Source organism: Stutzerimonas stutzeri (assembly GCF_009789555.1).
Classification (GTDB): Bacteria; Pseudomonadota; Gammaproteobacteria; order Pseudomonadales; family Pseudomonadaceae; genus Stutzerimonas; species Stutzerimonas stutzeri_R.
Map to the genome: position 1 here is coordinate 1,053,790 of NZ_CP046902.1, position 26,461 is coordinate 1,080,250.

The following is a 26,461-nucleotide window of genomic DNA, read 5'->3' on the forward strand; positions in this document are numbered from 1 at the left end:
AGAGCGGGGCGTTGCCGAAAACGAGGGAAGCGAGTCAGATTGGTCCGGCTTGCGCACCATTCAGGTGCATAGCATGGTCACAGAAAGGGCACGAAGGGAATATCTTTCTTTTCCTTGGGTTTGTCCTTCAGCGGGCACTCGGGTCGGACGCCGTATTCAGCCTTCTTGCAGGGGTTGGCCTTGCGCCGCTGTGCCAACGAGGTGCGCAGCAGGTGGAAGGTACGCGGCGGGCTGCTTTGCAGCGCCTGCCCTTGGTCGTCGATCACTTGCACCACCAGCTGGTGACTGCCACGGTCGATGTTTTGAAGGTCGAATGCGGGCTCGCTGCCGTCCGGGGCAATCGGACTGCCGTCCAACAGCAGCCGATACAGGTGGCCGGGTAGCAGGCCGGGGTCGCTGGATACGCTGACCGATACCGCGCCGGCATTGTTGCGGATCGTGGCGTCGGCTTCTGGTTGTGTGATGGCCAGCTGTGGGTAAACAAACGTGCGCTCCGGCAGTGCTTTGACCGGGGTGGCAGCGGGTGCCGAGGGCGTTGCGGGCATGCTGTTGACGGGCCTGGCATCGACCGGCTCGACCGCTCGGCCACCGGGACGGTCGGTGAATACGCGGTTACCCTGCGCGTCTATATAGGTGTAGATATCGGCGCTGGCGGGCAACGTGAACGCCGCCAGCAGGCCGAGCAGCCCGACGAGCCTACCGAGCGCGCTCATCGATGGCCAGGACTGGAGGTATGGACGCGCTGTACGGTGAACGCCTCGGCGCTGCGCTGCAACACCTTGTCGCCGTCAAGCACCTGGACCTCGATCCGGTGGGTCCCACGATCGACGTTGTTCAGTTGCAGCGAGGTCGCGCTGCTCGGTGCCGCCTGGGCGATGCCATCGAGCAGGAAGCGGACCTGATGGCCTCTTTGCAGTGGCGGGTCGAGTTGGGCGCTGACGACAAAGGTGCCGTTGTTCGCGCGCAACGCCTCATCATCCGGGATGCCGCCAATGGACAGGGTCCGGTATGCCGGTTGCTGCTGGCTGCCGTGCCCTTCAGGCTCCAGCGGCGGCGGGGGCTCGGGTGTGCGGATATTGACTGTATTGGCGGGGGGCAACTCGACCGTATCGGCCGCGACACCCTCTGGTGGCTGGTTGGTGAATACCGTATTGCCCTTGTCATCGGTGTACTTGTAGATCTGCGCCATGGCCGGAACCGTGGCGATCAGAAGCAGGCTGAACAATGCGATGCGCATGGGAAGCTCCGCGGGGTAGGTGCTGCAAGCCTTGCACCGCCCGAGCCCGCAGGCAAGCCTGATCCGCGCGAATTGAGAGCGACAGCAAGCTGGCTTGCGAGCCTGACGTCCAGCCCGGCCGGCGAAAGCTCGGTGGGGCCGTAGAAAACGAAAACCCCGCCGAGAGGCGGGGTTCTCAAGCACCACAGGCTTCCGGATGGGAGCCTGTGATGAACGTCGCGGGTTTAGACGCTGTAGTACAGGTCGTATTCCAGCGGGTGGACGAAGGTACGGACCTTGATCTCTTCCTCGCTCTTGAGCTCGAGGTAGGCATCGATGAAGTCGTCGCTGAACACGCCGCCCTTGGTCAGGAACGCACGGCCCTTGTCGAGTTCTTCCAGGGCTTCCTTCAGGCTGCCGCAAACCTGCGGGATCAGCTTGCCTTCTTCCGGCGGCAGATCGTAGAGGTTCTTGTCAGCGGCATCGCCGGGGTGAATCTTGTTCTGGATGCCGTCCAGGCCAGCCATCAGCAGTGCGGCAAAGCACAGGTAGGGGTTGGCAGCCGGGTCCGGGAAGCGGGCTTCGATGCGGCGGGCTTTCGGGCTGGATACGTACGGGATACGGATCGAGGCGGAGCGGTTGCGTGCCGAGTAGGCCAGCATGACCGGTGCTTCGAAGCCCGGGACCAGACGCTTGTAGGAGTTGGTCGACGGGTTGGTGAAACCGTTCAGTGCCTTGCCGTGCTTGATGATGCCGCCGATGAAATACAGCGCGGTATCGGACAGGCCGGCATAGCCTTCGCCCGCGAAGGTGTTCTTGCCATCCTTGGAGATGGACATATGCACGTGCATGCCCGAGCCGTTGTCGCCATACAGTGGCTTCGGCATGAAGGTCGCGGTCTTGCCGTAGGCGTCGGCGACGTTGTGCACGCAGTACTTGAGGGTCTGGACTTCGTCAGCTTTGTTCACCAGCGTGTTGAACTTGACGCCGATTTCGTTCTGGCCGGCAGTCGCCACCTCATGGTGATGCACTTCGACGACCAGGCCCATCTCTTCCATGGCGTTGCACATGGCCGTACGGATTTCGTGGTCGTGGTCGCACGGCGGAACCGGGAAGTAACCGCCCTTGACGGCTGGGCGATGGCCCTTGTTGCCGCCTTCGATGTCGGCGTCGGTGTTCCAGGAGCCTTGTTCGGAGAAGATTTTGAACATGGAACCGGAAATGTCGGACTTGAACTTCACTTCGTCGAAGATGAAGAACTCCGGCTCCGGGCCGACGAACACGGTGTCGCCGATGCCGGTGGACTTGAGGAATTCCTCGGCGCGCTTGGCGATCGAGCGCGGGTCGCGGTCGTAGCCCTGCATGGTGCTCGGTTCGACGATATCGCAAACCAGGATCAGGGTCGGCTCTTCGGTGAACGGGTCCAGCACGGCGGTTTCGTCGACCGGCATCAGGATCATGTCGGACGCTTCGATGCCTTTCCAGCCATGGATGGAGGAGCCGTCGAACATCTTGCCGTGCTCGAAGAAATCCTCGTCCTGAGCGTCACGCGCCGGAACGGTCACGTGGTGCTGCTTGCCCTTGGTGTCGGTGAAGCGCAGATCAATCCACTTCACATCGTAATCTTTGATCAGTTGAAGCGACTTCGACATGGTGCTCTCCAAGTGGTGGAAGCGTTGACAGATATGCTTCCGAAGTCAGGGGTGAAGCCGAGCGGTGATGTTCCGCCAAGGCGACCTGCCTCACAAGGGAGCAAATTGCATGCCAGTGCTCCGAGATGGTACCGGGCGCCTGAAACCGCAGGCTCGCGGTTGGTGCGGGTATTTCCTCTGCGCATATTTCGATTCCGGCGCACTTTAATGGTGCGCTCTGCGTGTTCTTTGTGCTATTTCAGTGCAGCGGACGGGCAGTTGAGAAAACTGCCTAAAGGTTGATCAATTTCCGATATACTCCGCCCCCCTCTTTTTACGCCTTGCTGGCGCGCGCGCTGTTTCCATGAAGCTGATCGTCAAAGTATTCCCAGAAATCACCATCAAGAGCCCGCCGGTGCGCAAGGGCTTCATTCGCCAGTTGGCGAAGAACATCCGCACCGTGCTGCGCGACCTCGATCCCGACCTTCGGGTGGAGGGGGTGTGGGACAACGTCGAAGTGGAAACCGCGCTCAGCGACAACCGCTTGCTGCACGAGATGATCGAGCGGCTGCGCTGCACGCCCGGTATTGCGCACTGTCTGGAGGTCCACGAGTATCCGTTGGGCGATCTGGACGACGTGTTCGAGAAATGCAGATCGCATTTTGCCGATCGACTGCCGGGCAAGATCTTCGCGGTGCGCTGCAAGCGCGCAGGCAAGCATCCGTTCAGCTCGATGGACGTGGAACGTCTGGTCGGCAGCCGGTTGCGCCAGGAGTGCGCCGCCGCCGGGATATCGCTGAAGGCGCCGGAAGTTGAGGTGCGGCTGGAAATCCGTGACCAGCGCTTGTTCGTCGTCCACGCCCAGCATGACGGCATCGGCGGTTATCCGCTGGGCGCGCTGGAGCAGACTCTGGTGCTGATGTCGGGCGGTTTCGATTCCACCGTTGCCGCCTACCAGATGATGCGCCGTGGTCTGATGACCCATTTCTGCTTCTTCAATCTGGGCGGGCGCGCCCACGAGCTCGGCGTGATGGAAGTCGCCCACTACCTGTGGAAGAAGTACGGCAGTTCGCATCGCGTACTGTTCATCAGCGTGCCCTTCGAAGAAGTGGTCGGCGAGATTCTGGAGAAGGTCGATAACAGCCAGATGGGCGTCGTGCTCAAGCGCATGATGCTGCGCGCCTCGACGCAGATTGCCGAGCGCCTGCACATCGATGCACTGGTCACCGGCGAGGCGATTTCCCAGGTGTCGAGCCAGACGTTGCCGAATCTCTCGGTGATCGACTCGGCCACCGACATGCTGGTGCTGCGCCCGCTGATCGCCAGCCACAAGCAGGACATCATCGATACCGCATTCGAGATCGGCACCGCCGAGTTCGCCAAGAACATGCCCGAATACTGCGGTGTGATCTCCAAGAACCCGACCACCAAGGCCAAGCGTTACCGGATCGAACACGAAGAGAAACAGTTCGACATGGCGGTACTCGAGCGCGCCATGGCAAACACCCGCCAGGTTGCCATCGATCGCGTGATCGACGAGCTGGGCCAGGATTTGCAGGTCGAAGAAGTGACCGAGGCTTCTGCTGGCCAGGTGGTGCTGGATATCCGCCACCCGGATGCGGCGGAGGACGAGCCTTTGCAACTGGACGGTATTGAAGTACAGACGTTGCCGTTCTATGCGATCAACAACCGCTTCAAGGAACTGGATGTGAACCGCCAGTACCTGCTGTACTGCGATAAAGGTGTCATGAGCCGCCTGCATGCTCATCATCTGCTGACTGAGGGGCATGTCAATGTGCGTGTTTATCGTCCGGGCTAAGCAGCCTGGCCTGCTGGGAGGCAGCATCCGTCATCGCCCTCCCGACCGGTAGCCCTGTTCGGGTTCACCCGGTTCGTGACGCCACCGGTACTCGCTCGCGCGAACCGGCAAACTTTCAGCTTCCGGCCTCCAGCTCGGAGCTTTTACAGAGAAACAGACTTGTGATTGAGAATCTTCGCAACATCGCCATCATCGCCCACGTCGACCATGGCAAGACCACCCTCGTCGACAAACTCCTGCGCCTGTCCGGCACCCTGGACCGCAAAGAGCTCGAAAACGAGCGCGTGATGGACAGCAACGACCAGGAAAAAGAGCGTGGCATCACCATCCTGGCCAAGAACACCGCCCTGAAGTGGAACGGCTACGACATCAACATCGTCGACACCCCCGGCCACGCCGACTTCGGCGGTGAAGTCGAGCGCGTGATGAGCATGGTCGACTCCGTGCTGCTGGTGGTCGACGCCCAGGACGGCCCCATGCCGCAGACCCGTTTCGTGACCCAGAAGGCGTTCAAGGCCGGCCTGCGTCCGATCGTGGTCATCAACAAGATCGACCGTCCCGGCGCGCGTCCTGACTGGGTCGTCGACCAGATTTTCGACCTGTTCGACAACCTCGGTGCCACCGACGAGCAGCTCGACTTCCCGATCGTCTACGCCAGCGCCCTGAACGGCATCGCCGGCATGGACCACGAGAACATGGACGACCACATGGACGCCCTGTTCCAGGCCATCGTCGATCACGTACCGGCTCCCGCCGTGGACGTCACCGGTCCGTTCCAGATGCAAATCTCGCAGTTGGACTACAACAGCTTCCTCGGCGTTATCGGCATTGGCCGTATCGCACGCGGCAGCGTCAAGACCAACACCCCGGTGACCGCCATCGGCGCCGACGGCAAGAAGCGCAACGGCCGCATCCTGAAGATCATGGGTCACTCCGGTCTGCAGCGCGTCGAAGTCGCCGAAGCCCAGGCCGGTGACATCGTCTGCATCAGCGGCATGGACGAGCTGTACATCTCCGACACCCTGTGCGATCAGCAGAACGTCGAGGCCCTGCCGCCGCTGTCCGTCGACGAGCCGACCGTTTCCATGACCTTCCAGGTCAACGACTCGCCGTTCTGCGGCAAGGAAGGCAAGTTCGTCACCAGCCGCAACATCAAGGAGCGTCTGGAGAAGGAGCTGCTGCACAACGTCGCCCTGCGCGTCGAAGAAGGCGACTCGGCGGACAAGTTCAAGGTGTCCGGTCGTGGCGAACTGCACCTCTCGGTACTGATCGAAACCATGCGCCGTGAAGGCTTCGAACTGGCCGTTGGCCGTCCGGAAGTGGTGATCAAGGAGATCGACGGCGAGAAGCAGGAGCCCTACGAGAACGTCATCATCGACATCGAGGAGATCCACCAGGGTCCGATCATGGAGCAGATGGGCCTGCGCAAGGGCGATCTGACCAACATGGTGCCGGATGGCAAGGGCCGTATCCGCCTCGAATACACCGTGCCGGCGCGTGGCCTGATCGGCTTCCGTAACTCCTTCCTGACCATGACGTCCGGTTCCGGCATCCTGACCTCGACCTTCAGCCACTATGGTCCGATCAAGCTCGGCGAAGTCGGCCATCGTCAGAACGGCGTACTGGTCTCCATGGCGACCGGCAAGGCGCTGACCTACTCGCTGGAAACCCTGCAAGACCGCGGCAAGCTGTTCCTCGAGCCCGGTCAGGACATCTACGAAGGCCAGCTGGCCGGTATCCACAGCCGTGACAACGACCTGGTGATCAACCCCACCAAGGGCAAGAAGCTCGACAACATGCGCGCTTCGGGCAAGGACGAAACCATCCAACTGGTTCCGCCGATCAAGTTCACCCTGGAACAGGCACTGGAATTCATCGACGACGACGAACTCGTCGAAGTGACGCCAAAGTCGATCCGCCTGCGCAAGAAAGTGCTCAACGAAAACGAGCGCAAGCGTGCCAGCAAGAACTGATACGCCGTTGTAGCCGCACAGCAAGGGCGCCTTCGGGTGTCCAGGCTGTCAACAAGAACCCCGCCCAGTGGCGGGGTTTTTTGTTTGTGTGGGCTTCTGCAGCCTGTGCTGGATATCGCGCCAGACTCTTGTGGGAGCCCCGCCCTCGGGGCGAAGCTTCTGCTTCACAGCTGCCCCGCCACTCGCATTCGCCGCGAGGCGCGCCTCCGACGAAAACGTTGCGGCCTAGTTTGTTGGATGCCATGTCCACCGCCGCCCCAGGTCTTTGTGGGAGCCCCGCCCTCGGGGCGAGCTTCTGCTTCAAAGCTGCCCCGCCGCTCATATTCGCCGCGAGGCGCGCCTCCTACGAAAGCGCTGCGGTCTGTACTGGACATCAGGTCCACCGCCGCCCCAGGTCTTTGTGGGAGGCCCGCCCTCGGGGCGAGCTTCTGCTTCAAAGCTGCCCCGCCGCTCATATTCGCCGCGAGGCGCGCCTCCTACGAAGCGCTGCAGCCTATGCTGGACATCAGCCCCACCGCCGCGCTAGCCCTTGTGGGAGGCCCGCCCTCGGGGCGAAGCTTTTGCTTCACAGCGGCCCTGCCACTCAAATTCGCCGCGAGGCGCGCCTCCTACGAAAGCGTTGCGGTCTGTGCTGGATATCAGCCCCACCGCCACGCCAGCCCTTGTGGGAGCCCCGCCCTCGGGGCGAAGCTTTTGCTTCACAGCTGCCCCGTCACTCGCATTCGCCGCGAGGCGCGCCTCCTACGAAAGCGCTGCGGCCTGTGCTGGAAATCAGCCTCACCGCCGCCACCAGGCCCTTGTGGGAGGCCCGCCCTCGGGGCGAAGCTTTTGCTTCACAGCTGCCCGGCCGCTCATATTCGCCGCGAGGCGCGCCTCCCACGAAAGCGCTGCGGCCTAGTTTGTTGGACGCCATGTCCACCGCCGCCCCAGGTCTTTGTGGGAGGCCCGCCCTCGGGGCGAAGCTTTTGCTTCACAGCCGCCCTGCCGCTCATATTCGCCGCGAGGCGCGCCTCCTACGAAGCGCTGCGGCCTGTGCTGGAAATCAGGCCCACCGCCGCGCTAGCCCTTGTGGGAGGCCCGCCTCGGGGCGAAGCTTCTGCTTTTCAGTCATGCGCTCGAGCCGGGCGGGGGCGCTTGATCTGCTGGCGGTGCGCTCTTGCGCGCTGCATCGATGATCCGGCCCAGCAGGCGATGCAGCGCATCGCGGTGGCCCATGGCGCCGCTCGAGGGTTGGTGTGTGTTCGAGGTCATGACCACGGTCATCTCCAGCCCAGGCACCACATAGAGCATCTGCCCACCGTAGCCCCAGCCATAGCGCACCGCTTCGCCTTCCAGCGAGGTGATGAACCAGCCGTAGCCATAGCCATGCCCGGTGTAGCGCGAGCGGGTGCGCGGCGTCCATGAGGCCTCGATCCATTCTTCGGACAGTAGTCGTTCGCCCGCCGCCGTAAGTCCGCCGCGGCGGTAGAGTTCGCCGAAGGCGAGCAGCGAGCGCGGGGTCATTGCCATTTCATTGCCGCCCAGGTAGATGCCCTGCGGGTCGCGCGTCCAGGCGCTGATGGCAAAGTCGTCGAGCGACGCGAGCCATCGGCGGGCCAGCTGCAGGGTCGATTGGCCGGTGCGGCGGGTGAGGATCGCAGAGAGCAGATGGCTTGATCCGGTGGAATAGATCATCGTCCCGCCGGGCTCGGCCTCGAACGGGCGCGCCAGCGCGGCGCGGACCCAGTTGCGGCTTGCCACCCAGGCACCATAGTTGCGCCCGGAGGTGGAGCCAAGCCCGGCTTGCATGGAAAGCAGATTGCCCACCGTGACGTCGTGCAGCCGGTGATCGGGATCGGCGGGAATATCATTGCGCAGCAGCTCGGCCATGCGCTGGTCGGTGCCGGTCAGAACGCCCTTGTCGATGGCGATGCCGACCAGTGCCGAGATGACCGTCTTGGATGCCGATTTGATGTTGGTAGGCGTGGTCGTCCGGTGGCCCCGGTAGCCGCGCTCGACGATTACCTGGCCGTGGCGGGAGATGATCAGGGTTTCCAGCTGATCGAGCTGTTCGGCCTGATCGACGACCGCGTTCAGTGCGCTGTCGGCCGATGCCGACGACCCGAGGGTGAGCAGGATCACCGCGCAGATCGCGCGCAGCGACGTGAACCAAGGGTGCGCCTGGGCGCTATGGGGTGATAAGCACATACGCGGTTTGACCGTTATCCGTCGGTGCCGTGCGATCGGAGTGGCGACCCCAACGGCGGGTTCCTGCATCCGGCTGCGCTGCCTCGGGCTGCTGGCGTGTGGGCCCTGGCGAGCGGCGGCGGCCTGTCTGGATCTGTCACGCGTCTGTCACGCGCAGGTCATAGGCTCGTAGTTTTTCGACAGGAAGAGTCCTTCATGCGCAGTCTTCGCCCGCTTCTGTTCGTTCTGTTCTTGCCCGGTCTGGCTATGGCCGATGTGCGGGTCGCCGGCCCGGTCGAGGCCGGTGTGTTCGAAAGCCGTTATCAGGACCAGCAACCCGGTGAACGGCTACTGACCCGTGGCGATCAGCGGATAAACGCCACGCAGGTCGTGCCCGCCAGGATCGGGACCAAGTTCGGTCTGCGCTATCGGCTGGAGGGCAAGCGCGCGGACGACACCCCGCTCACATTGCTATACCTCACGCCCGGAGTGATCGATGCGAACGGTGAGCGGCACGACCGTTACGAGGTGGTGCAGAAACTCGTTCCGGATGCGCCGCTGGATGTCATGGCCTTCGAGTTCACCGAAACCCATGAGCTGGTGCCCGGCCAGTGGCATTTCCTGGTCTTCCAGGGGGACCGCAAGCTGGCCGAGCATCGTTTTGACGTGCGCTGAAAGGGTCGAACCTCGTTCCAGCGTTCGTCGTGCGCGGGTCTGTAACGCCCAGGTGGCGCGAGTGCCGTGGCCCCGGGGCTTCACGAGGCGTTTGCGGGGCGCCGGGCGCATTGCGAGCCTGACGCATCGCGCGCCCTTACTGGCGGATCCAGGTCTGCGTGCGGCCTAGCGCCTCGATGCCGATATAGCCGCGCATCTCCAGCTTTTCGCCTCCTTCGGGCAGGGTCAGCTTGGCGCGATAGGTCTTGCCTTTGACAGGGTCGAGGATGTTGCCGTCGCCCCAGACGCGGTCGCCGTCGGGCTTGAGGCCCCAGAGAATCGTCATGCCCTTGATCGGCTGGCCTTTGCGCTCGCCCTCACAGGCGTCGCAGACCGGATTGGGGCCTTGCGCCGATTGCAGGATTTCAACCACTTTGCCGGTCAGCGTGCCGTCGGCGGCCCGCCGGATGTCGACGATGGACTTGGGCTTGCCGGTTTCGTCATCGATGGTTTGCCAGTGCCCTTCAGGCGAGTCGGTCGCGAAAGCCAAGGAACTGAGCGCGAGCGGCAGTGCCAGCGATAAGGCCGTAAACAGTGGGCGCATGGTTTCTCCTGCGGTAGTGGTTGGCTGCGCTGACTTTACCACCGTCCCCCGATCTGCCGCGCTGAAGCCGAATGCCGGCGCGGGAGCACGGGTGAAACGGGGCGCGCCACGCATCTATGACGGCCTGCCTGCGTCGAACGCTTCGAACGCAAGCGCCAGCGGCGCCTGGCAGTTTTAGCCCTGCAGATCGGTCAGCATGGCTGTGGCGACGGCTTCGGCGACCTTGATGCCATCGACTCCCGCCGAGAGAATGCCCCCCGCGTAGCCGGCGCCTTCACCCGCCGGGTACAGGCCTCGAGTGTTGATGCTCTGCAAGGACGTGTTGTCGCGCTTGATGCGCACCGGCGACGAGGTCCGTGTCTCGATGCCGGTGAGCACGGCGTCGGCACGGTCGAAGCCGCGGATCTGCTTGCCGAACGCCGGCAGTGCTTCGCGGATGGCGTCGATTACGTAGTCGGGCAGCGACGGCGCCAGATCGCCCAGGCGCACGCCGGGCTTGTAGGACGGCTCGACGTCGCCGAATGCGCTCGACGGCTGGCCGCGAATGAAATCGCCCACCAGTTGCCCCGGCGCGCAGTAATCGCCACCACCCAGCTCGAACGCGCGCGATTCCAGCCGCTCCTGAAGCTCCACCCCCGCGAGCGGGCCACCGGGGAAGTCTTCTTCCGGGTTGATGCCGACGACGATCCCGGCGTTGGCATTGCGCTCGTTGCGCGAGTACTGGCTCATGCCGTTGGTGACCACGCGGTTGGGTTCGGAGGTAGCCGCCACCACGGTGCCGCCCGGACACATGCAGAAGCTGTAGACGGCGCGGCCGTTGGTCGCGTGGTAGACGAGCTTGTAGTCGGCAGCGCCCAGTTCCGGGTGTCCGGCGTATTTGCCCAGGCGCGCGTGGTCGATCAGCGATTGCGGATGCTCGATGCGAAAGCCCACGGCGAAGGGCTTGGCTTCGAGATAGACACCGCGCTCATGCAGTATGCGGAAGGTGTCGCGTGAACTGTGACCGAGCGCCAGCACGACGTAGCGGCTGCGCAGCGCTTCACCGCTGGCCAGGCGCACGCCCTGGATGCGTCCGTCTTCGATGATGAAATCGACCACGCGGCTGTCGAAACGCACCTCGCCGCCCAGCGACTTGATTTCCTCGCGCATGGTCGAGACCACGCCGGTCAGGCGGAAGGTGCCGATGTGCGGCTTGCTGACGAACATGATCTCTTCCGGCGCCCCGGCGCGGACGAACTCGTGCATCACCTTGCGACCGTAGAACTTCGGGTCCTTGATCTGGCTGTAGAGCTTGCCGTCGGAGAACAGCCCGGCGCCGCCCTCACCGAATTGCACGTTGGATTCGGGGCTCAGCACCTTCTTGCGCCACAGCGCCCAGGTGTCCTTGGTGCGGCTGCGCACGTCGCGGCCGCGTTCCAGCACGATCGGCCTGAAGCCCATCTGCGCGAGGGTCAGCGCGGCGAACAGCCCGCAGGGGCCGAAGCCGATCACCAGCGGGCGTTCGCTCAGCCCCTCGGGTGCCTGGCCGACCGGGTAATAGCCGGTGTCCGGCGAGACGCGGATGTTGCGGTCGTCGGCCAGGCGCTGGAGCACCTTGGGCTCGTCGGTCACGCTGGCATCGATGATGTAGACGAAGGTGATTTCGCTGTTCTTCTTGCGCGCGTCATAGCTGCGCTTGAAGACGCTGAAATCGAGCAGGTCGGTATCGGTGACATTCAGGCGCGCGACGATGGCCTGGCGCAGGGCGTCGGCGGAATGATCGAGCGGCAGTTGCAGTTCGTTGATGCGAATCATGACGAGTCCTGGCCGGTGACCCCGGCAAAGGGAGGGACGAGCGCACCATTCGCGGCCATGCGAGGCAGGCGAGTCGGGCTGATCCAGGGAAGGCGCGCAGTGTAGCTTCGCTGGTCGAGCCTGTCATTCAGGCCCTGTGTCATCGTGGCGGCATCGGAGCGATCCCGCCACGTCGCGCCTGGACTGCATCGCCCGGACAGGTGTCCGCTACGGATGCGTCAGCCACGTTGAGGCTTTCGGATTACTGAAGCACGACTCGCGAGTTGAGGGGCTGCAACGGACGGTTGTTGGCATGGCCGACGGCGCTCTGCAGCGCTTCGATCTGTTGCTTCGAGGCGACAACCGGCTGTTTCAGCACCAGCCAGCGCACGCCCTCGGTGCAGGGTGGCGTGGTCAGTGAGCCGCTGAAACGGTAGTAATCCAGGTCGGCGGGTAGCAGTTCGGTCACGTTCATCGGGGCGATCTGCCGGGCCTGGCCCGCCTGCGGCGGTGCGTCCCACAGACGAGCCAGCGCGGTGTTCTGCTCGCCTTCCTTGAACATCAGTGCGATCACCGCGAGATTGCCCTCCTGGTCGGCGTGCACCAGATGGCCTTCGAGCGGATAGGACTGGCCCTTGATATGGTTTTCGCTGGGCATGTGGAAGTGGAACTGCAGCAGTTCGTAGTCATTGCCGTCGAGTGACAGCTGGCTACCGGGCGCGTAGGCCACCTGCACGGTATGCCCGGTGTTGACCACCTCGCTGGTGCCGGTCTTGTAGTTCAGCCGCAGCGGTGCGAGGTCCGCCTCGACGAGCCCGTCGATATCGACCGGGGCCTGGTTCTTGCCTGAGCAGGCGCCAAATTCCGGCGTCAGGGTGGCCCAGTTTTCCGGTCCTGCCTCACCGGAATAATCCCAATGAGTCCCCGGCGTTACCGCGCCTGCGTGGGCGCACGCAAGCAATACACCAACGCTTAATGCCGCTCTTTTCATGACAGCTCTCCAACTTCATCTATGGACATGAGCGAGCCTCGACAGGCATGGGCGCTCCCGCTCTCTGACAAGGCGAAACGGTGTGTTGCTCGGCGGGCAGGCGAGACGGGTGTGCAGAAGGGTGATCAGGTCGTGGGTGGAGCTTCTGGCAAAGGGCTCGTTTGGCGCTACGCTGTGACAGAGTTCTCGGTTTTCTACCCCTGAGGTGGCCCGCACGGCACCGCTGCGGCCTGGGTGACGCTGAGCGCAACAACAATAACGATCGTCCGCCGAGACGACCCTCGATGAGGTTGGCCCGATGAAACACGCACCGTTCACCCTGAGTGCCTTGCTGATCTGCCTGTCCGGGCTGGCGCTGGCCGCCCCTACCAGTGACGAAGCGCTGGAGCGCATGCGCTCGATGAAGACCACCGGCCAGTCGCTGGACATGAAAACCGTGCCGCAGGATGGCGAGGTGGCCGATGCGATTCGCCAGAACCTGGAACGGATCAAGCTGCCGGACGGCTTCAAGATCGAGCTTTACGCCGTGGTCCCCGACGCGCGCCACATGGCGGTAGGACCCTCCAGCGGCGTGGTCTTTGTCGGCACGCGCAAGACCGACCTGTGGGCCGTTACCGATCGCACCAAGAACCGCACCGCCGATGAGGTCAAGCGGTTCGCCCCGGCAATCTCCTTCACCCAGCCCGGGCCCTGCTTCAGCCCGGACGGTTTCCTCTTCGTGGCCGAGCACAATCGCGTACTGGTATTCCCCGCCGCCGAATTCTTCTACGAAGGGCCGGACGTCGCCGCCGATATCGTGGTGCCTACCGGCGAGCTGATCCCGACCGATGAGGAGAGCTACAACCACGGCGCGCGGGTTTGCGCCATCGGGCCGGACAACCGGCTGACCATTTCCCTCGGGCAGCCGCACAACGTGCCGCCGAAGGACAAGCTCGATCTCTACAACCAGCATGGCATCGGCGGCATCGTGCGCATGGAGCGCGACGGCAGCAAGCGGGAGGTCTACGCGACGGGTGTTCGCAACTCGGTGGGGATCACCTACAACCCGACCACCCAGGAGTTGTGGTTCACCGACAATCAGGTCGATGGCATGGGCGATGACACCCCGCCCGGTGAGATCAACCACGCACCGAAGGCCGGCATGCAGTTCGGCATGCCCTGGTATGGCGGCGGTCAGGTGCGCACCAACGAATACGCCGAGCAGACGCCGCCAGAAGGACTGACATTCCCGGTGGTGGAAACCGTGGCTCACGCGGCGGACATGGGGCTGACTTTCTACACCGGCAAGATGTTTCCCGAGCAATACCGAGGCGGGCTGTTCAGCGCCCAGCGTGGCAGTTGGAACCGTACCGTACCGGCTGGCGCGCGGGTGATGTTCACCCCGTTCGCCGCCGACGGATCGGCCCCGTCGGGCGAGACGGTGCCTTTCGCCGAAGGGTGGCTGGATGAAGAAACCGGGGAATATTTCGGCCGTATCGTGGACGTGGCCCAGCTCAAGGATGGTTCGCTGCTGGTCAGTGACGACACCGCCGGAGCGATCTATCGGATCTCCTATGACGCCGATTGACCTGGATCTTTCGCAAGGCTGGCCGGCTCGCTCGTCGAGCCGGCCAGCGCCGATCAGGGGTGTGCCTATGGTCAGGAATCGTCGCAGTCGGATGCTCATGGCCTGGCTGGTGCTGCTGGCGCTGCTGTTCACGGCCGAGGTCCGTGCCGCCGATGCGGGTGCGGGGCGTGCCAAGGCGAAAATGTGCGCGGCGTGCCATGGCCTCGACGGGCTGAGCAAGGTGGCCGATGCGCCGAACCTGGCGGGCAACGGCGAGTTGTACCTGGCGCGCCAGCTCCAGGCCTTTCGAAGCGGCGAGCGCAAGCACCCGCAGATGTCGGTGATCGCCGCTGGCCTGAGCGACGACGACATCGCCAATCTCGCCGCCTGGTACTCGGCGATCAAGGTCAGCGTCGAGTTGCCACAGTAACCGGGCGTCACGCTGGGCCTGGCGTCCGGCACGGGTTGCAGCATTTTTCTGAAATGCCCGGGCTATCCTCTATACTCGCCGCCATCCGGGCCGGCCCCGTCTCGCTGCACGAGCCGGGCGTGCCACGCTCGCTCATCCACGAAGTAAGGATTGTCCATGGTCAATAACGATGTGTTGCGCAGCCTGCGTTACATCCTGAACGTAAGCGACGCAAAGCTCGTCGAGATCACCCGCCTGACCGGCTACCAGGTCAATGAGGCCGATATGGTCGCCTACCTGAAGAAGGACGATGAGGACGGTTACAAACCCTGCGGGGACGAAGTCATGGCGCATGTGCTCGATGGCGTGGTGATCTACAAGCGCGGCAAGGACGAGAGCCGCCCGACGCCCGCTGTCGAGTTGCCGGTAACCAACAACATGGTGCTCAAGAAGCTGCGTGTGGCCTTCGAGCTGAAGGAAGATGACCTGCACGCGATCCTCAAGGCGGCGGATTTCCCGGTATCCAAGCCGGAGCTCAGCGCGCTGTTCCGCAAGGCCGGACACAGCAACTACCGTGTCTGCGGCGACCAGCTGTTGCGCAACTTCCTCAAAGGCCTGGCGTTGCGCGCCAAGTGATCGAACGCCTGCTCGTCGCACCTGTGGCGGGCAAAAAAAGCCCCGCCGCAAGGGGCGGGGCGCGTTGAACGGCTGAACGCTTAGTTCTGGACCATCGCGATGACACGGTCGCGCAGCTGTGGGTCGCTCTGCACCGCCTGGTTGATGGCGTTGTATTCCTCGATGCTGAGGTCGTTCTCGACCACGGTATTCATCATTTTCTCGTTCGCTTCCTGCTGCAGCTGCTGGGCTTCGGCTGGATCGCCGGTCTTTTCCAGCTTGGCGGTGAAGTCTTCGCGGATTTCCATGATTTCACCCAGTGAATCGGCAAATTTCTCCAGCTTCTTGTCGCTGATGTCCGCTGCCTGCACCGCGGGCGCGGGCTGAGTCGTCGGCGCTGCCTCCTGCGCGGACACCTGTGAGGTGCCGGCGGCCATGAGAAGAGCGGCAAGGCCGGCGGAAACGAGGCGGGCGTTTAGCTTGGTCATGTTGGATATTCCTGCGGTTTGAAGACGGCAGGGACCATTGCATCAGCCATGCCAGCCTGGGCTGCACATATCAAGCTACTGAAAATAAACGAATTATTCCGTTCGTCCTGTTCGGCTCGACGTTGCAGGGGCTGTTCTGTATGGTGCCAAAATGGCACATGTAGCAGTTTGGCAGAGAACCTCGACGCTCCGCGGCGCGCTGCTGTTGAAGGTCGTGATCCCGCTGGTGGCGATCATGCTCGGCTTCAGCTATCTGCTGTTATGGACGGTCGAGCGCAACAGCGAGCGGCGCCTGCAGGAAGAGGTCGAGCTGGTGGCGCGGGCGGTTCGGTTGCCGCTCAGCGACAGTCTGGAAAGGCAGCACGACCGTACCTCGCAACAGGTGTTGGAATCCGTGCTTGGCCTCGGTCGCGTCTATGGGGCTTATCTTTATGACGATCAGGGCAAACTGGTGGCCTTTGCAGGCGCCATCGAGCCGGATCAGGACCAATCTTCGATTCAGGAGCTGACCGCGGACGGCAAACGTCGCGGTGGCTATCAGCGCATCCGTGGGCGTGAGGTCTACTCCTATTTCCTTCCGCTCGAACAGAGCGGCGGGCGCATCAATGGCCTGTTGCAGGTGACCCGTCGCTGGAATGATTTCGAGCGCGATACACGACGCCTGCGCGTGATCGCCGGGATATCGGCCGCGGCGCTGGCGCTGGCCGCGGTTTGCATCGTCCTGCTGGGGCACTGGTCGGCCATCGGTCGCCATTTGCAGCAGCTGACCCAGAGCATGGCACGTGTCGCTTCGGGCGATCGCCAGCACCGTGCGCCACACAGCGGACCCCAGGAAATCGCGGTGCTCGGCCGCGCATTGAACCAGATGCTCGACAGCATCGCCGACGCCGAGCAGCGGATGGCTGCCCAGAAGGCGCGTGAGGCGGAACTCGAATCCCGGTTGCGACGTACGCAGCAGTTGGCTGCGGTGGGGCGCCTGGCCGCTGGGGTGGCGCATGAGCTAGGCAGCCCGCTCAGCGTCATCGACGGCAAGGCCCAGCGAGTGCTACGCAGCGAACACCTGGAAGATGGCCAGCGCAAGGGCCTGCTGCAGATCCGCAGCCAGGTGCGGCGGCTCAGCGAGATCGTTCGCCAATTGCTGGAGTTCGGACGCGCTGCTGGCCGCCCCGCACGGCGCATGCCCGCTGATGTGCTGGCGCATTCGGCCGCCGCCGCGGTTGCCGATGAGCTGGCCTCGCTGGATGTGAAGCTGCACCTTCAGGCGCCGGACGTTGCCCTGCATTGCGACGTCGATCCGCCGCGCTTCGAGCAGGCGTTGACCAATCTGTTGCGCAATGCCGCCCAGGCCAGTCCCGGCGGACGCGTGATGCTGCGCTGGTGGCAGGAAGCCGATTGCCTGATGTTCCAGGTCGAGGATGACGGTCCTGGCGTGGCCGAGCAGCACCGCGCTGCCCTGTTCGAACCGTTCTTTACCACCAAGCCGGTGGGCAAGGGCAGCGGCCTGGGGCTGGCGGTGGCGCATGGGGTGGTGGCCGAATGTGGTGGCCGGATCGAACTGGTGGAAAGCCCGCTGGGTGGCGCGGCGTTTCGTATTTCCCTGGCGCTCGCCAACGAGGATGACACGCATGCAAATGGATGACAGCGCGCCGCAGCGGGTGTTGATCGTCGAAGACGATGACAGCCTGCGCCAACTGCTGGTCGAGGAACTGGAAGATCGCCCGTTGCACGTACACGCCGTGGCGAGCGCGGAAGACGCCGTGCCGCTGCTCGACAGCTTCGAGCCGGAGCTGGTGATCAGCGATCTGCGTCTGCCGGGCGCCGATGGCATGGCGTTGTTGCGGCGGGTCAAGGCCATGCAGGCCGCGCCGGCGTTCCTGGTCATCACCGCATTTGGCAGCATTCAACAGGCCGTTGCGGCGCTCAAAGAGGGCGCCGATGAATTCCTGACCAAGCCGCTGGACCTCGAACACCTGGGGCTGGCCGTGTCGCGCGCGCTGGAGACTCGCCGGCTGCGCGACGAGGTGCGACGCTTCCAGCAATTGCTCAGCGACGATCGTTTTCACGGCATGCTTGGTCGCAGCCGTGTGATGCGCGGTCTGTTCGACCAGATTCGGCAGCTTGCGCGCGCCTCCGGCCCCGTCCTGGTCATTGGCGAAAGCGGCACCGGCAAGGAGTTGGTGGCGCGCGCGGTACATGCCGAGAGCGAGCGATCGCAGCGACCCTTTCTGGCCATCAACTGCGCCGGGTTGCCGGCCGAACTCCTGGAAAGCGAGTTCTTCGGTCATGCCGCCGGTGCGTTCACTGGCGCCAGTCGTGCGCACAAGGGGCTGTTTCAGCAAGCCGACGGCGGCACCCTGTTTCTCGACGAGATCGGCGAAATGCCACTGCCGTTGCAGGCCAAACTGCTGCGCGTGCTGCAGGAAGGCACCATCCGCCCGGTTGGCGGCGAGCGCGAACTGAGCGTCGACGTGCGCATCATCGCCGCCAGCAATCGTCCGCTGGAAACCGCCGCGGGACGTGAGTCGTTTCGCGAGGATCTGTTCTTCCGCCTGGAGACGTTCATCCTCCAGGTGCCGCCGCTGCGTGACCGCGAGGAAGACCGCGAGCTGCTCGCTGCCGGCTTCGTCGCGCACTTCGCCGCCCGTGATGGTCGTCCCGTGCGTGGGCTGTCGCGCGCGGCACTCGAGCAACTGCGGCGCTATCCCTTCCCCGGCAACGTGCGAGAGCTGCAGAACGCCATGGAACGCGCCGTCACCTTTTGCCATGGCCGCAGCATCGAGCTGGAGCATCTGCCGACGCGGATCGCCAGCTACCAGGAAACCCCGTCCGAAACCCGCTCCGATGAATTGCTCGGGCTGATGATCGACGGTCCCTTGCTACCGACGCTGGATGAGTTGGAGATGCGTTACATCCGCCACGTGCTGGAGCGGGTCGAGGGGAACAAGCGGCGCGCTGCGGCGTTGCTCGGCATCGGACGCCGCACCCTCTACCGTCGTCTCGGCGAAAAGGAAGTGGACGAGGGCTGAGCCCGCTGCTGCGCCGCTCAGGCCTGGTAGCGCTCGCGCCGTTCACCCCTGCGCGAGCAACGCCTGACCGCTCGGCGCGCCGAGGGGCGACCCTGGCGTGCGGTTGCGGATCGCCACCCATTCCTCCAGCGCGGCCGCCGAGCGCGGCGGCGAAATCAGATAGCCCTGGAACAGGTCGCACCCGGCTTGCAGCAGTGCCGATTGCTTCTCCAGCGTATCCACGCCCTCGGCGTTGACCCGCTTGCCCTGAGCCTGGCAGAACGCAACGATGGCCCTCAGGCTTTCCTGCATCTCGGTGCGGGTCAGGCGTTCGACGATGGCCATGTCCAACTTGATGGTGTCAGCCGGATACTCGAGCAATTGTTGGATCGAGGTGTACCCAACGCCGAAATCATCGATGGCCACACGGAAGCCGGCCATGCGGATCGCGCGCACCACTTCCATGGTGTTGTTGCTCAGCTCGGCGGCATAGGTCTCGGTGAGTTCGATCTCGATACGGCTGGTACAGATGCGGTAATGCGCGGCACGTTCGATCAGGTAATTGCAAAGGCGATCATCGGTCAGCTGTGCCGAGGAAACGTTGATGGCCAGGATCACCTCTTCACCGAACAGCCTGACCAGCTCCGGATAGCCTGCCAGGGCGTGATCGATCACCCAACTGTCGATCTTCGGGAACAGGCCGGCGCGCTCGGCGATGGGTATGAATTCCCCGGGCGAGACCGTGCCCAGCAGCGGCGAATGCCAGCGCAGCAGCACCTCGCAGCTGGTCACGGCGCCTCTGCGATCCACGGCGGGCATGTAGACCAGGCTGAACTGGTCGTCGCCGTCGAGCAGGCGCAACTGCTCCTCGATGACCCGGATGCGCAGGTTGCGCTGCTCCAACTGGGCCGAGAAGGCCACCGCGACGTTCTTGCCCTCGGCCTTGGCCTGGTACATCGCCGTGTCGGCGCGGGTCAGCAGTTGGGTGATGGAATCGGCATCGGCCGGATAGCGGGCAGTGCCGATGCTGACACTGACCGGGTAGAGACGATCCTCCAGGCGAAAACCGCCACGACACAGGCCCAGCAAGGCGTCGGTAAGAGCCGGCAGGCTGTCGTGCTCGACATCGGTCAGCAGCAGGATCGCGAACTCGTCACCCGACAGCCGGGCGAGCGCGGCTTCGGCGTCCGGGTGAGCCTGTCGATGACGGTCGAGCACACCCTGGACCCGTTTGGCGAATATCCGTAGCAGCGCATCGCCGGCATCGTGGCCGTGCTGGTCGTTGACCTGCTTGAAGTTGTCCAGGTCGAGAAACAGCAGCGCCAGCTGCCGCTTGCTATGCGCACACTGGTCGTACATGGCGGTGGCCAGCACACCGAAGTGGGCACGGTTGCTGATGCGGGTCAGGCTGTCTGTCCAGGAAATCTCCTGGATGCGCTGCAGGGCGGTGGTGTTGCGCTCGTGAAGGGTCTTCATGTTCAGCGTCAGCCGGCCGATCTCGCCGCCATCGCCGGGTTCGTCCAGTGCGTCGCGCTTGCACAGCAGCAGGTCGGTCAGTTGCCGGTCAAGCAGGCTGATCGGGTCGGTGACATAGCGCCGTATCAGCAGCAGCAAAAGGCCGATGGTGATCAGGCAGACCATCGAGCCGCCAACCAGGAAGGCCAGGCTCAGCGTCTGCAGGCGTGCGGCGATGTAGTCAGGCGCAGGTGCCAGCCGGGCATGCAGCGAGCGTGACAGCTCGATATCGGCCGACAGGCCCGGCGCAGCCGGCGGCAACGTCGAGGCAATCTCGATCGCTGCGCCGTATTCGCTCTCCAGGCGCTGCTTCAGCGCGACGAAATGATCCGGCCGCACGGCCAGCTGCAACGCGAACGCCTCCAGCCGTTGGCTTGGCAAGGGCCGGCTGCTGGAGGCCGACAGCAGGAACTCGGTGGCCAGCAAAAGCGGCCCCTGGTCGGCGCTTGCCAAATAGCTCGTCTTGCCGGCGTCGGTTGCCTGCCGGGCCTCGCGAACGAGCTGTTGTTGTTGGGCGCTCATGGTCGAAAAGGGCGCCAGGCTGCTTTCGAAGTAATACGCCACCTCGCCGTCGGGCTGCACGATGGCGAACGAGACGAATGACAATCGACTGGTGGACAGCGAACGGACACTCTGCTGAATGCGCAAGCTGAGCGTCTCGTTGCGGTAGGCGGTATTGGTCTCGCGCAGAAACAGCAGCAGCGCCTCGCTCTCCATGATCGAGTTGAGCACGCTGCGGTTGAACGCCTCATAGTCCATGTAGGCGGATTTCAGGGCCGACAGCTGTTGCGCCAGGCGCGCTTCTTCGAGGCCCAGCAGCGAAGCCCGTTGGGTCAGGTAGGCGGTCGTCGCGGCCAGCAGCTGGATGATCAGGATGACCGGAAAGATCACCAGCAGGGCGCGCTTACCGAGCGTCATGGGCGTTGATCAGTGCGCTGATGATGCGCCGCCGCGTCTGCGTGGCATGCGGCGGCAGGGGTTCGAACGACTGGCTGCGCGCCAGTATGTCCTCCGGCGGATAGATGGTCGGGTCCTGTCGCATCGCTTCGGGCAACAGTGCCCGGGCCGCCGCATTGGGTGTCGCGACGCCCAGCTCGGCGGCGTTCAATGCGGCGATCCGGGGGTCGCTGATGAAGTCCAGAAAACGGTACGCCAACGCCTTGTTCGGGGTGTTGGTCGGAATCGACAGGCAGTCGACCCAAAGCAGCGTGCCTTCCTCGGGCACCGCGTAACGCCAAGGCGCGCCGTCGACCCCGGGCGCCTGATTGAGCACATGCTGGTCGCCACTGTAGGCCAGCGCCATGACGGCCTGGTCCAGGTAGCGTTGGCGACCCAGCGAAGTGATCGCGTATTCATAGGTGAGCACGGCGCTGGCCTGGGCGCGGAGCAGTTCGAACGCGGCCTTGAGCTCATCGTTGTCCGAACTGTTGATCGAGCGCTGCTGGTAGATCAACGGAGCAGCGAGGATGTCCTCGTGGTCCTCCATCATGATGATGTGCGGCTCATCGCCTCGGGTTGGCAGCAGCAGGTCGGCCCAGGACTGGGGCGGCTCGTCGATGCGGTCGGCGCGGTAGGCAATGCCGAGGGTGCCCCAGAGATAGGGGATGCTGTAAGAGCCGCAACGGTCGCGCCAGTGTTGCGAAACATGGCGCAGGTTGGGCAGTGCCGCCTCATTGATGGGCTCGAGCAGGCTGCGACTGCCGAAACGGTAAGCGCTTACCAGCGCCGTAAGCACCAGGTCGATCTGGTGGTCGGGCGTGGCCAGGACCTCGTCGCGCTTGTCGCCGCTGTCGAAGTAGATCTGCTGGATCGCCACCCCGGTCTCGGCTTCCCAACGCTGAATCACCGCATCGCTCAGGTAGTGCTCCCAGTTGAGCAGCGTCAGGCTTTGGGTGGCGCGAACAACGGTCGAAGGGAACAGCAGGCTGGCCGACACCAGCGTCGCGGCGACAAGTCGCCGTCCATACGACGACCCCAGTTTCTTGTTATTCATCCGTTGCTCCATCCGCAATGACACCGCCTGAGTCGACGGCCCGCACCGGCTCGATGAGCGTCAGTGCATCAAAAAGGGGCGTCGGATGGCTATCGGCTCGCGGAGGTGGCACTTTAATGGCGCCAGACGAATGGCAGCAATGTTTTTATCAAGCCGGTCGGGCCGTTCCGATCAGCGGACAGGGGCCGGTTGTTCAGCGTGTCGCATACGTGGGCGGGGCGGGCTCTGCAGCCACGGTCGCAGCAGTCGTGTGGACAGCGGTATGAACAGGTAGGTCATCAGTGGCGTCAGTGCGAGCGTCGTGATCAGGATGCGCATCACCAGACTCAGCTCGCCGAGCAGCCCACCGAGCGACAGGTTGAATATCAGCGACACGGGAAAGAAGGCCAGCCAGATCGCCACGCTCTGCTTCCAGCGCGGAGGGGGAGGGCTGTCGTTGCCGCCGAACCAGGCGTCGATGCCACGTGCGCGGTGCTCATGCGGCTGCCCGAACAGCTCGCCGCCACGCTGCAGCCAGGCCCTGCGCGAGGCCGAATGCTCCCAGCTGTCGAGGGTCTGTTCATCGGCGAAGCGGAAGACGATCTGGAATTCGTCGTCCCCGGGCGGCGGTGCCAGCACGCCGGAACCCAGGTAGCCGGGAAAGTCCGCGGCCAATTGCTCGCCTTCGTGCAGCCAGGCGAGTAGATCGTGGTAGCGGCCATCGCGCACGCGGCGGGCAACCATCAGAGTGACGGGTTCGGTAGACATTGTGTATCTCCAGCATCAGGCCGGCCACCCGGGTAGGGCATTCGGCAAACGCAGCGCCGGGGTGATGGGCTGCGAACTTGGTCAGGCAAGGATCATGCCTTGGTCATCAGACCGCGCCAGGCCTTGTGAGGTCGGTACGTCGGAGGACGACGGCGCACTATACGGAGATTCGTCGCACTTGGAAGGGGCATGCGCGCCCGAATGCGTTCGAGAAACGGCAGGTGCCGTCCGGCCAGCCCGGCAGGCGACGACCGGCCATGCGTGCGCTATGGCTCCGATCGTTCGGCACGAGGCTCAGAAGGACGTGCGAAGTCCCAGCCGTTCGCCGAAACGCTCGAGCGCGGCTTCACCGACCACGTCTTCAGCGAGCAGCGGCAGTTCTTGCAGGGCAAGGTCCGGGAGCGCTTGTCGCAGGGCATCCAGATGTCGCTGTTCCTGGGCATGTCGCTCGGCCAGAAAGGCGCCGGCGTCGGCTGGTGAGCGCTTGTTCACCACCAGGCCGGCGACATCGATGCCACTGCGCTGCAACTGGGCGTGCAGCTCGATGGTTTCCAGGACCGGCAACCGCTCGGCGGCCAGGACGATGACGAATGCGCAGCGTTGTGGGTCCTGGATCACTTCGCGCAGCAGGCTGAAACGCTCGCGACGCCGGTAAAGCAACTGACGCACGCGCTGTTGACGATCACTCCCGTCGCTGGGCTCGCGACCCACCACGCTTTCGCCCAGTCCCCCGTCATCCTTGCCCAGATTGCGCAACACATCGCCAAAGCGCTTGCTGCGTTCCTGGCGTTGCAGCAGGCCCTCGGTCCAGGCGGTCATCATTTCCGGCAGCGCCATGAGCCGCGAGGTATGGCCGGACGGGGCGGTGTCGAAGACCAGCAGGTCGTAGTCTTCGAGGCCCTGGATCAGGGTGTCCGCGATGCGCTCGAGCAGCGCCGCTTCGTGCATGCCGGGCGCATCGCGAGACAGCGCCATGTGCTTGTCGACTTCGCCGGCCAGATGCGGCGGCATCAAGCGGCGCAACGCACCGCCCACTTCGTCGAGGTGTTGGCGCACCGTTTCATCGGGGTCCAGCTCCAGGCCATCGAGGCCGGCCGCCAACCGAACGCTACTGGAGCCAATGGCTCGATTCCACAGATGGCCCAGGTTGTGCGCCGGATCGGTGGATACCAGGAGCACACGGCGCCCGGCGCGCGCCTGCTGCAATGCCGTGGCGGCGGCGACGGTGGTCTTGCCGACGCCGCCCTTGCCGCCGATGAACAGCACCCGCTTTCGGGCGGCCAGTGCTAGCAACATCCGATGTGGTCCAGTGGAGAGTGCTCCATGCCCATGCGTCGATGCCAGTCATGGAAGCGCTGGTAGAGTTCCGGCATCAGTTCCAGGGTGTACCAGGTGGCCGGGTTCGGCACGCCCAGCGCTTCGGAGAAGACCAGCAGCATGAACAGGTCGTCCTCATCGCGCCGGGCGCGGGCGAACGTGCGCCGGTAGGGCGCTATGTAGAACTCCCGCAGCCCATCCGACAAGCGCTGGAAGAACGGCCGCGGTGTCACGGCAGCGGCTCGTCGGTGGTCATCTCGGCAGCCGGATCGCGGCCCTGGCGCATGGCGATGATCGCCTCGAGTGTGACCCACAGGGCGGCAATCAGGATCACGATGTCCATACCCAGCAGCAACCAGTTTTCCGCGCGGTAGAACTGACCCATCTGCACCAGCAAGGCGTAGATCGACATGGTCAGCAGGAACACAAGTGGCACCAGGGTATACACGGCAGGACGGCCCTGCTTGATCAGCAACACGGTGATGATCGATAGGGTCAGGCCCGCCAGCAGCTGGTTGGTGGTGCCGAACAGCGGCCAGATTGCCATGCCGCCGCTGCCCTCGGCACCGGCGCCGAAGGCCAGCGCCATGCACACGCCAACCGCAATCAGGGTGCCGACGAGGGTGTTCACTTTCATTCCGGCCAGCTCGCCCGCTTCCTGGATCACGAAGCGCTGCAAACGCAGGCCGGTATCCATGGTGGTGCCGGCGAAGAGGATTGCCATCACCGCGAGAATGGTTGCACCGAGATCTGCCGGCAGGCCCAGGCCGTTGGCAAGCAGGGTCCCGCCGCCCTGAACGAAGGCGTTTACACCGCCTTGGCCGAACGCGGTGTACACCTGCTGCCAGTCCAGCAGCGTGGCGAAGCCGGCCGTGCAGCAGATGATCGCGGCCAGCGAGAGCATGCCTTCACCGACGGCGCCGAAATAGCCGACGAAGCGGGCATCGGTTTCCTTGTCCAACTGCTTCGACGTGGTGCCGGACGCCACCAGCCCGTGAAAGCCGGAAATGGCACCGCAGGCGATGGTGACGAACAGTAGCGGCACGATGCTCGGGCTGTCGCTCGGCAGTTCGGCGTTCCAGGCGGGCGCGACCAGCTCCGGTGCGCCGAACAACACGGCGAAATACAGCAGGCCGAGGCCGACGAACAGTTGCAGGCCGTTGATGTAGTCGCGCGGCTGCAGCAAGACCCACACGGGAAGCAGCGAGGCGATGGCGGCGTAGGCGAACAGCAGCAGAATCCAGAACGATTTCGCACTGAGGCCCATCACCGTTTCGGGCAGGCTGATCGGGTAGGCACTGCCCAGCAGAATCAGCAGGTAGAGCACGATCACGCCGCCCAATGACGGCCACAGCAGCTTGACGTTGTAGCGGTAGATCAACTGGCCGATCACCAGGGCCACGACGATCGCACCCCACACCGGAATCACCGAGGTCGGCGTCGACACCAGCAGGTTCGAGATCACCGCGGCAAAGGCGCCGTTGACCATCAACAGCACCAGGAAGATCACCACCAGAAACAGGCTGCGCCCGCGCGAACCGATCAACCGGCCGCTGAGCATGCCCACCGACTGGCCTTTGTTGCGGGCGCTGGCCCACAGCGCGCCGAAATCGTGGATGCCAGCGAAAAAGATGGTGCCCAGCACCACCCAGAGGAACGCCGGGACCCAGCCCCATATCACCGCGATGGCCGGACCGACGATGGGTGCCGCGCCCGCCACCGAGGTGAAGTGGTGGCCCCAGAGCACGAATTTGTTGGTCGGCACGTAATCCACGCCGTCGCGCATGGTATGGGCCGGGGTGCGGTAGTTGGGGTCGAGGCGATAGATCTTCTCGGCGATGAACTTCGAGTAGAACAGATACCCCAGCGACATCGCCGCCAGCCCCACAATCATCAACGCAATCGCACTCATTCGATAGCTCCTCGCACGCGTGCCCGACAGGCATCACGCAGGCTTGGGCTGCTGCCCGACAATGACTTGATCACCCCAGCGGGTGCG

The 26,461-nt window shown here is 64.0% G+C and carries 22 protein-coding genes; 8 read left to right on the plus strand and 14 right to left on the minus strand.

The annotated features are described in order from the left end of the window. Positions 1-77: 77 nt before the first annotated feature. The 3 genes from GQA94_RS04875 to glnA form a co-directional block, all read right to left on the minus strand. A complete protein-coding gene (locus GQA94_RS04875) occupies positions 78-713 on the minus strand; it encodes a DUF4124 domain-containing protein (protein WP_158187021.1) in 636 nt (211 codons plus the stop codon). Then, a complete protein-coding gene (locus GQA94_RS04880) occupies positions 710-1,237 on the minus strand; it encodes a DUF4124 domain-containing protein (protein ID WP_158187022.1) in 528 nt (175 codons plus the stop codon). Before GQA94_RS04880 ends, GQA94_RS04875 begins: the two co-directional genes overlap by 4 nt. A 224-nt stretch (positions 1,238-1,461) precedes the next feature. After that, positions 1,462-2,868, minus strand: coding sequence for a glutamate--ammonia ligase (gene glnA, locus GQA94_RS04885; protein WP_045160239.1), 1,407 nt, complete (start codon positions 2,866-2,868; stop codon positions 1,462-1,464). A gap of 343 nt (positions 2,869-3,211) precedes the next feature. Here glnA and thiI point away from each other — a divergent pair, with 343 nt between their 5' ends. Together thiI and typA are read left to right on the plus strand one after the other, a co-directional pair. Beyond that, on the plus strand, positions 3,212-4,666 hold the full coding sequence (gene thiI, locus GQA94_RS04890; RefSeq protein WP_158187023.1) for a tRNA uracil 4-sulfurtransferase ThiI: 1,455 nt from the start codon (positions 3,212-3,214) through the stop codon (positions 4,664-4,666). A gap of 161 nt (positions 4,667-4,827) precedes the next feature. Next, positions 4,828-6,639 (plus strand): translational GTPase TypA, encoded by a 1,812-nt coding sequence (typA, locus tag GQA94_RS04895; RefSeq protein ID WP_158187024.1) that lies wholly within the window; start codon positions 4,828-4,830, stop codon positions 6,637-6,639. A gap of 1,107 nt (positions 6,640-7,746) precedes the next feature. On the opposite strand, the gene GQA94_RS04900 is transcribed toward typA, so the two are convergent. Continuing rightward, positions 7,747-8,826, minus strand: coding sequence for a serine hydrolase domain-containing protein (locus GQA94_RS04900; RefSeq protein ID WP_158187025.1), 1,080 nt, complete (start codon positions 8,824-8,826; stop codon positions 7,747-7,749). A gap of 195 nt (positions 8,827-9,021) precedes the next feature. Between GQA94_RS04900 and GQA94_RS04905 the strand changes: the two genes are divergently transcribed. After that, on the plus strand, positions 9,022-9,480 hold the full coding sequence (locus tag GQA94_RS04905; protein WP_158187026.1) for a DUF3859 domain-containing protein: 459 nt from the start codon (positions 9,022-9,024) through the stop codon (positions 9,478-9,480). Positions 9,481-9,616: 136 nt separating this feature from the next. Here the strand turns inward: GQA94_RS04905 and GQA94_RS04910 are convergent, their stop codons facing one another. The 3 genes from GQA94_RS04910 to GQA94_RS04920 form a co-directional block, all read right to left on the minus strand. After that, positions 9,617-10,063: a DUF2147 domain-containing protein gene (locus GQA94_RS04910; protein WP_158187027.1), complete on the minus strand. Its 447-nt coding sequence runs from the start codon at positions 10,061-10,063 to the stop codon at positions 9,617-9,619. Between the two features lie 174 nt (positions 10,064-10,237). Continuing rightward, positions 10,238-11,857, minus strand: coding sequence for an NAD(P)/FAD-dependent oxidoreductase (locus GQA94_RS04915; RefSeq protein WP_158187028.1), 1,620 nt, complete (start codon positions 11,855-11,857; stop codon positions 10,238-10,240). A 241-nt stretch (positions 11,858-12,098) separates the two neighbouring features. After that, positions 12,099-12,827, minus strand: coding sequence for a carbonic anhydrase (locus GQA94_RS04920; RefSeq protein WP_158187029.1), 729 nt, complete (start codon positions 12,825-12,827; stop codon positions 12,099-12,101). 298 nt (positions 12,828-13,125) lie between these two features. Here GQA94_RS04920 and GQA94_RS04925 point away from each other — a divergent pair, with 298 nt between their 5' ends. From GQA94_RS04925 to GQA94_RS04935, 3 genes are all read left to right on the plus strand, one after another. After that, complete coding sequence (locus GQA94_RS04925; protein ID WP_158187030.1) at positions 13,126-14,394, plus strand: PQQ-dependent sugar dehydrogenase; 1,269 nt, start codon at positions 13,126-13,128, stop codon at positions 14,392-14,394. A gap of 91 nt (positions 14,395-14,485) precedes the next feature. Then, positions 14,486-14,803, plus strand: a complete 318-nt coding sequence (locus GQA94_RS04930; protein WP_158190028.1) for a c-type cytochrome — start codon at positions 14,486-14,488, stop codon at positions 14,801-14,803. Between the two features lie 156 nt (positions 14,804-14,959). Next, positions 14,960-15,418 (plus strand): DUF1456 family protein, encoded by a 459-nt coding sequence (locus tag GQA94_RS04935; protein ID WP_158187031.1) that lies wholly within the window; start codon positions 14,960-14,962, stop codon positions 15,416-15,418. Positions 15,419-15,498: 80 nt separating this feature from the next. Here GQA94_RS04935 and GQA94_RS04940 read toward each other — a convergent pair whose 3' ends face one another. Then, entirely contained in the window at positions 15,499-15,885 is a 387-nt protein-coding gene (locus GQA94_RS04940; RefSeq protein ID WP_158187032.1) for a DUF4168 domain-containing protein, read from the minus strand. A 151-nt stretch (positions 15,886-16,036) separates the two neighbouring features. Between GQA94_RS04940 and GQA94_RS04945 the strand changes: the two genes are divergently transcribed. Together GQA94_RS04945 and GQA94_RS04950 are read left to right on the plus strand one after the other, a co-directional pair. Beyond that, entirely contained in the window at positions 16,037-17,524 is a 1,488-nt protein-coding gene (locus tag GQA94_RS04945) for an ATP-binding protein (RefSeq protein WP_158187033.1), read from the plus strand. After that, complete coding sequence (locus GQA94_RS04950; RefSeq protein ID WP_158190029.1) at positions 17,517-18,911, plus strand: sigma-54-dependent transcriptional regulator; 1,395 nt, start codon at positions 17,517-17,519, stop codon at positions 18,909-18,911. Before GQA94_RS04945 ends, GQA94_RS04950 begins: the two co-directional genes overlap by 8 nt. 42 nt (positions 18,912-18,953) lie before the next feature. Here GQA94_RS04950 and GQA94_RS04955 read toward each other — a convergent pair whose 3' ends face one another. The 6 genes from GQA94_RS04955 to GQA94_RS04980 form a co-directional block, all read right to left on the minus strand. Then, entirely contained in the window at positions 18,954-21,323 is a 2,370-nt protein-coding gene (locus GQA94_RS04955; protein WP_158187034.1) for a putative bifunctional diguanylate cyclase/phosphodiesterase, read from the minus strand. Next, complete coding sequence (locus tag GQA94_RS04960) at positions 21,310-22,398, minus strand: polyamine ABC transporter substrate-binding protein (protein ID WP_158187035.1); 1,089 nt, start codon at positions 22,396-22,398, stop codon at positions 21,310-21,312. The genes GQA94_RS04955 and GQA94_RS04960 overlap by 14 nt, the downstream gene beginning before the upstream one ends. A gap of 171 nt (positions 22,399-22,569) precedes the next feature. Further along, positions 22,570-23,145, minus strand: a complete 576-nt coding sequence (locus GQA94_RS04965) for an antibiotic biosynthesis monooxygenase (protein ID WP_158187036.1) — start codon at positions 23,143-23,145, stop codon at positions 22,570-22,572. Positions 23,146-23,439: 294 nt separating this feature from the next. Then, entirely contained in the window at positions 23,440-24,441 is a 1,002-nt protein-coding gene (locus GQA94_RS04970) for an ArsA family ATPase (RefSeq protein ID WP_158187037.1), read from the minus strand. Further along, positions 24,432-24,695 carry a cory-CC-star protein gene (locus GQA94_RS04975; protein WP_158187038.1) on the minus strand — a complete coding sequence of 88 codons (264 nt, stop codon included), beginning with the start codon at positions 24,693-24,695 and terminating at the stop codon, positions 24,432-24,434. The genes GQA94_RS04970 and GQA94_RS04975 overlap by 10 nt, the downstream gene beginning before the upstream one ends. Beyond that, positions 24,692-26,374, minus strand: a complete 1,683-nt coding sequence (locus tag GQA94_RS04980) for a carbon starvation CstA family protein (protein WP_158187039.1) — start codon at positions 26,372-26,374, stop codon at positions 24,692-24,694. The genes GQA94_RS04975 and GQA94_RS04980 overlap by 4 nt, the downstream gene beginning before the upstream one ends. Positions 26,375-26,461 lie beyond the last annotated feature (87 nt).

Coding starts and splice junctions, on each gene's coding strand:
- GQA94_RS04875 (WP_158187021.1), bottom strand. CDS start 713: ATGAGCGCGCTCGGTAGGCTCGTCGGGCTGCTCGGCCTGCTGGCGGCG.
- GQA94_RS04880 (WP_158187022.1), bottom strand. CDS start 1,237: ATGCGCATCGCATTGTTCAGCCTGCTTCTGATCGCCACGGTTCCGGCC.
- glnA (WP_045160239.1), bottom strand. CDS start 2,868: ATGTCGAAGTCGCTTCAACTGATCAAAGATTACGATGTGAAGTGGATT.
- thiI (WP_158187023.1), top strand. CDS start 3,212: ATGAAGCTGATCGTCAAAGTATTCCCAGAAATCACCATCAAGAGCCCG.
- GQA94_RS04900 (WP_158187025.1), bottom strand. CDS start 8,826: ATGTGCTTATCACCCCATAGCGCCCAGGCGCACCCTTGGTTCACGTCG.
- GQA94_RS04905 (WP_158187026.1), top strand. CDS start 9,022: ATGCGCAGTCTTCGCCCGCTTCTGTTCGTTCTGTTCTTGCCCGGTCTG.
- GQA94_RS04910 (WP_158187027.1), bottom strand. CDS start 10,063: ATGCGCCCACTGTTTACGGCCTTATCGCTGGCACTGCCGCTCGCGCTC.
- GQA94_RS04915 (WP_158187028.1), bottom strand. CDS start 11,857: ATGATTCGCATCAACGAACTGCAACTGCCGCTCGATCATTCCGCCGAC.
- GQA94_RS04920 (WP_158187029.1), bottom strand. CDS start 12,827: ATGAAAAGAGCGGCATTAAGCGTTGGTGTATTGCTTGCGTGCGCCCAC.
- GQA94_RS04925 (WP_158187030.1), top strand. CDS start 13,126: ATGAAACACGCACCGTTCACCCTGAGTGCCTTGCTGATCTGCCTGTCC.
- GQA94_RS04930 (WP_158190028.1), top strand. CDS start 14,486: ATGCTCATGGCCTGGCTGGTGCTGCTGGCGCTGCTGTTCACGGCCGAG.
- GQA94_RS04935 (WP_158187031.1), top strand. CDS start 14,960: ATGGTCAATAACGATGTGTTGCGCAGCCTGCGTTACATCCTGAACGTA.
- GQA94_RS04940 (WP_158187032.1), bottom strand. CDS start 15,885: ATGACCAAGCTAAACGCCCGCCTCGTTTCCGCCGGCCTTGCCGCTCTT.
- GQA94_RS04945 (WP_158187033.1), top strand. CDS start 16,037: ATGGCACATGTAGCAGTTTGGCAGAGAACCTCGACGCTCCGCGGCGCG.
- GQA94_RS04950 (WP_158190029.1), top strand. CDS start 17,517: ATGGATGACAGCGCGCCGCAGCGGGTGTTGATCGTCGAAGACGATGAC.
- GQA94_RS04955 (WP_158187034.1), bottom strand. CDS start 21,323: ATGACGCTCGGTAAGCGCGCCCTGCTGGTGATCTTTCCGGTCATCCTG.
- GQA94_RS04960 (WP_158187035.1), bottom strand. CDS start 22,398: ATGAATAACAAGAAACTGGGGTCGTCGTATGGACGGCGACTTGTCGCC.
- GQA94_RS04965 (WP_158187036.1), bottom strand. CDS start 23,145: ATGTCTACCGAACCCGTCACTCTGATGGTTGCCCGCCGCGTGCGCGAT.
- GQA94_RS04970 (WP_158187037.1), bottom strand. CDS start 24,441: ATGTTGCTAGCACTGGCCGCCCGAAAGCGGGTGCTGTTCATCGGCGGC.
- GQA94_RS04980 (WP_158187039.1), bottom strand. CDS start 26,374: ATGAGTGCGATTGCGTTGATGATTGTGGGGCTGGCGGCGATGTCGCTG.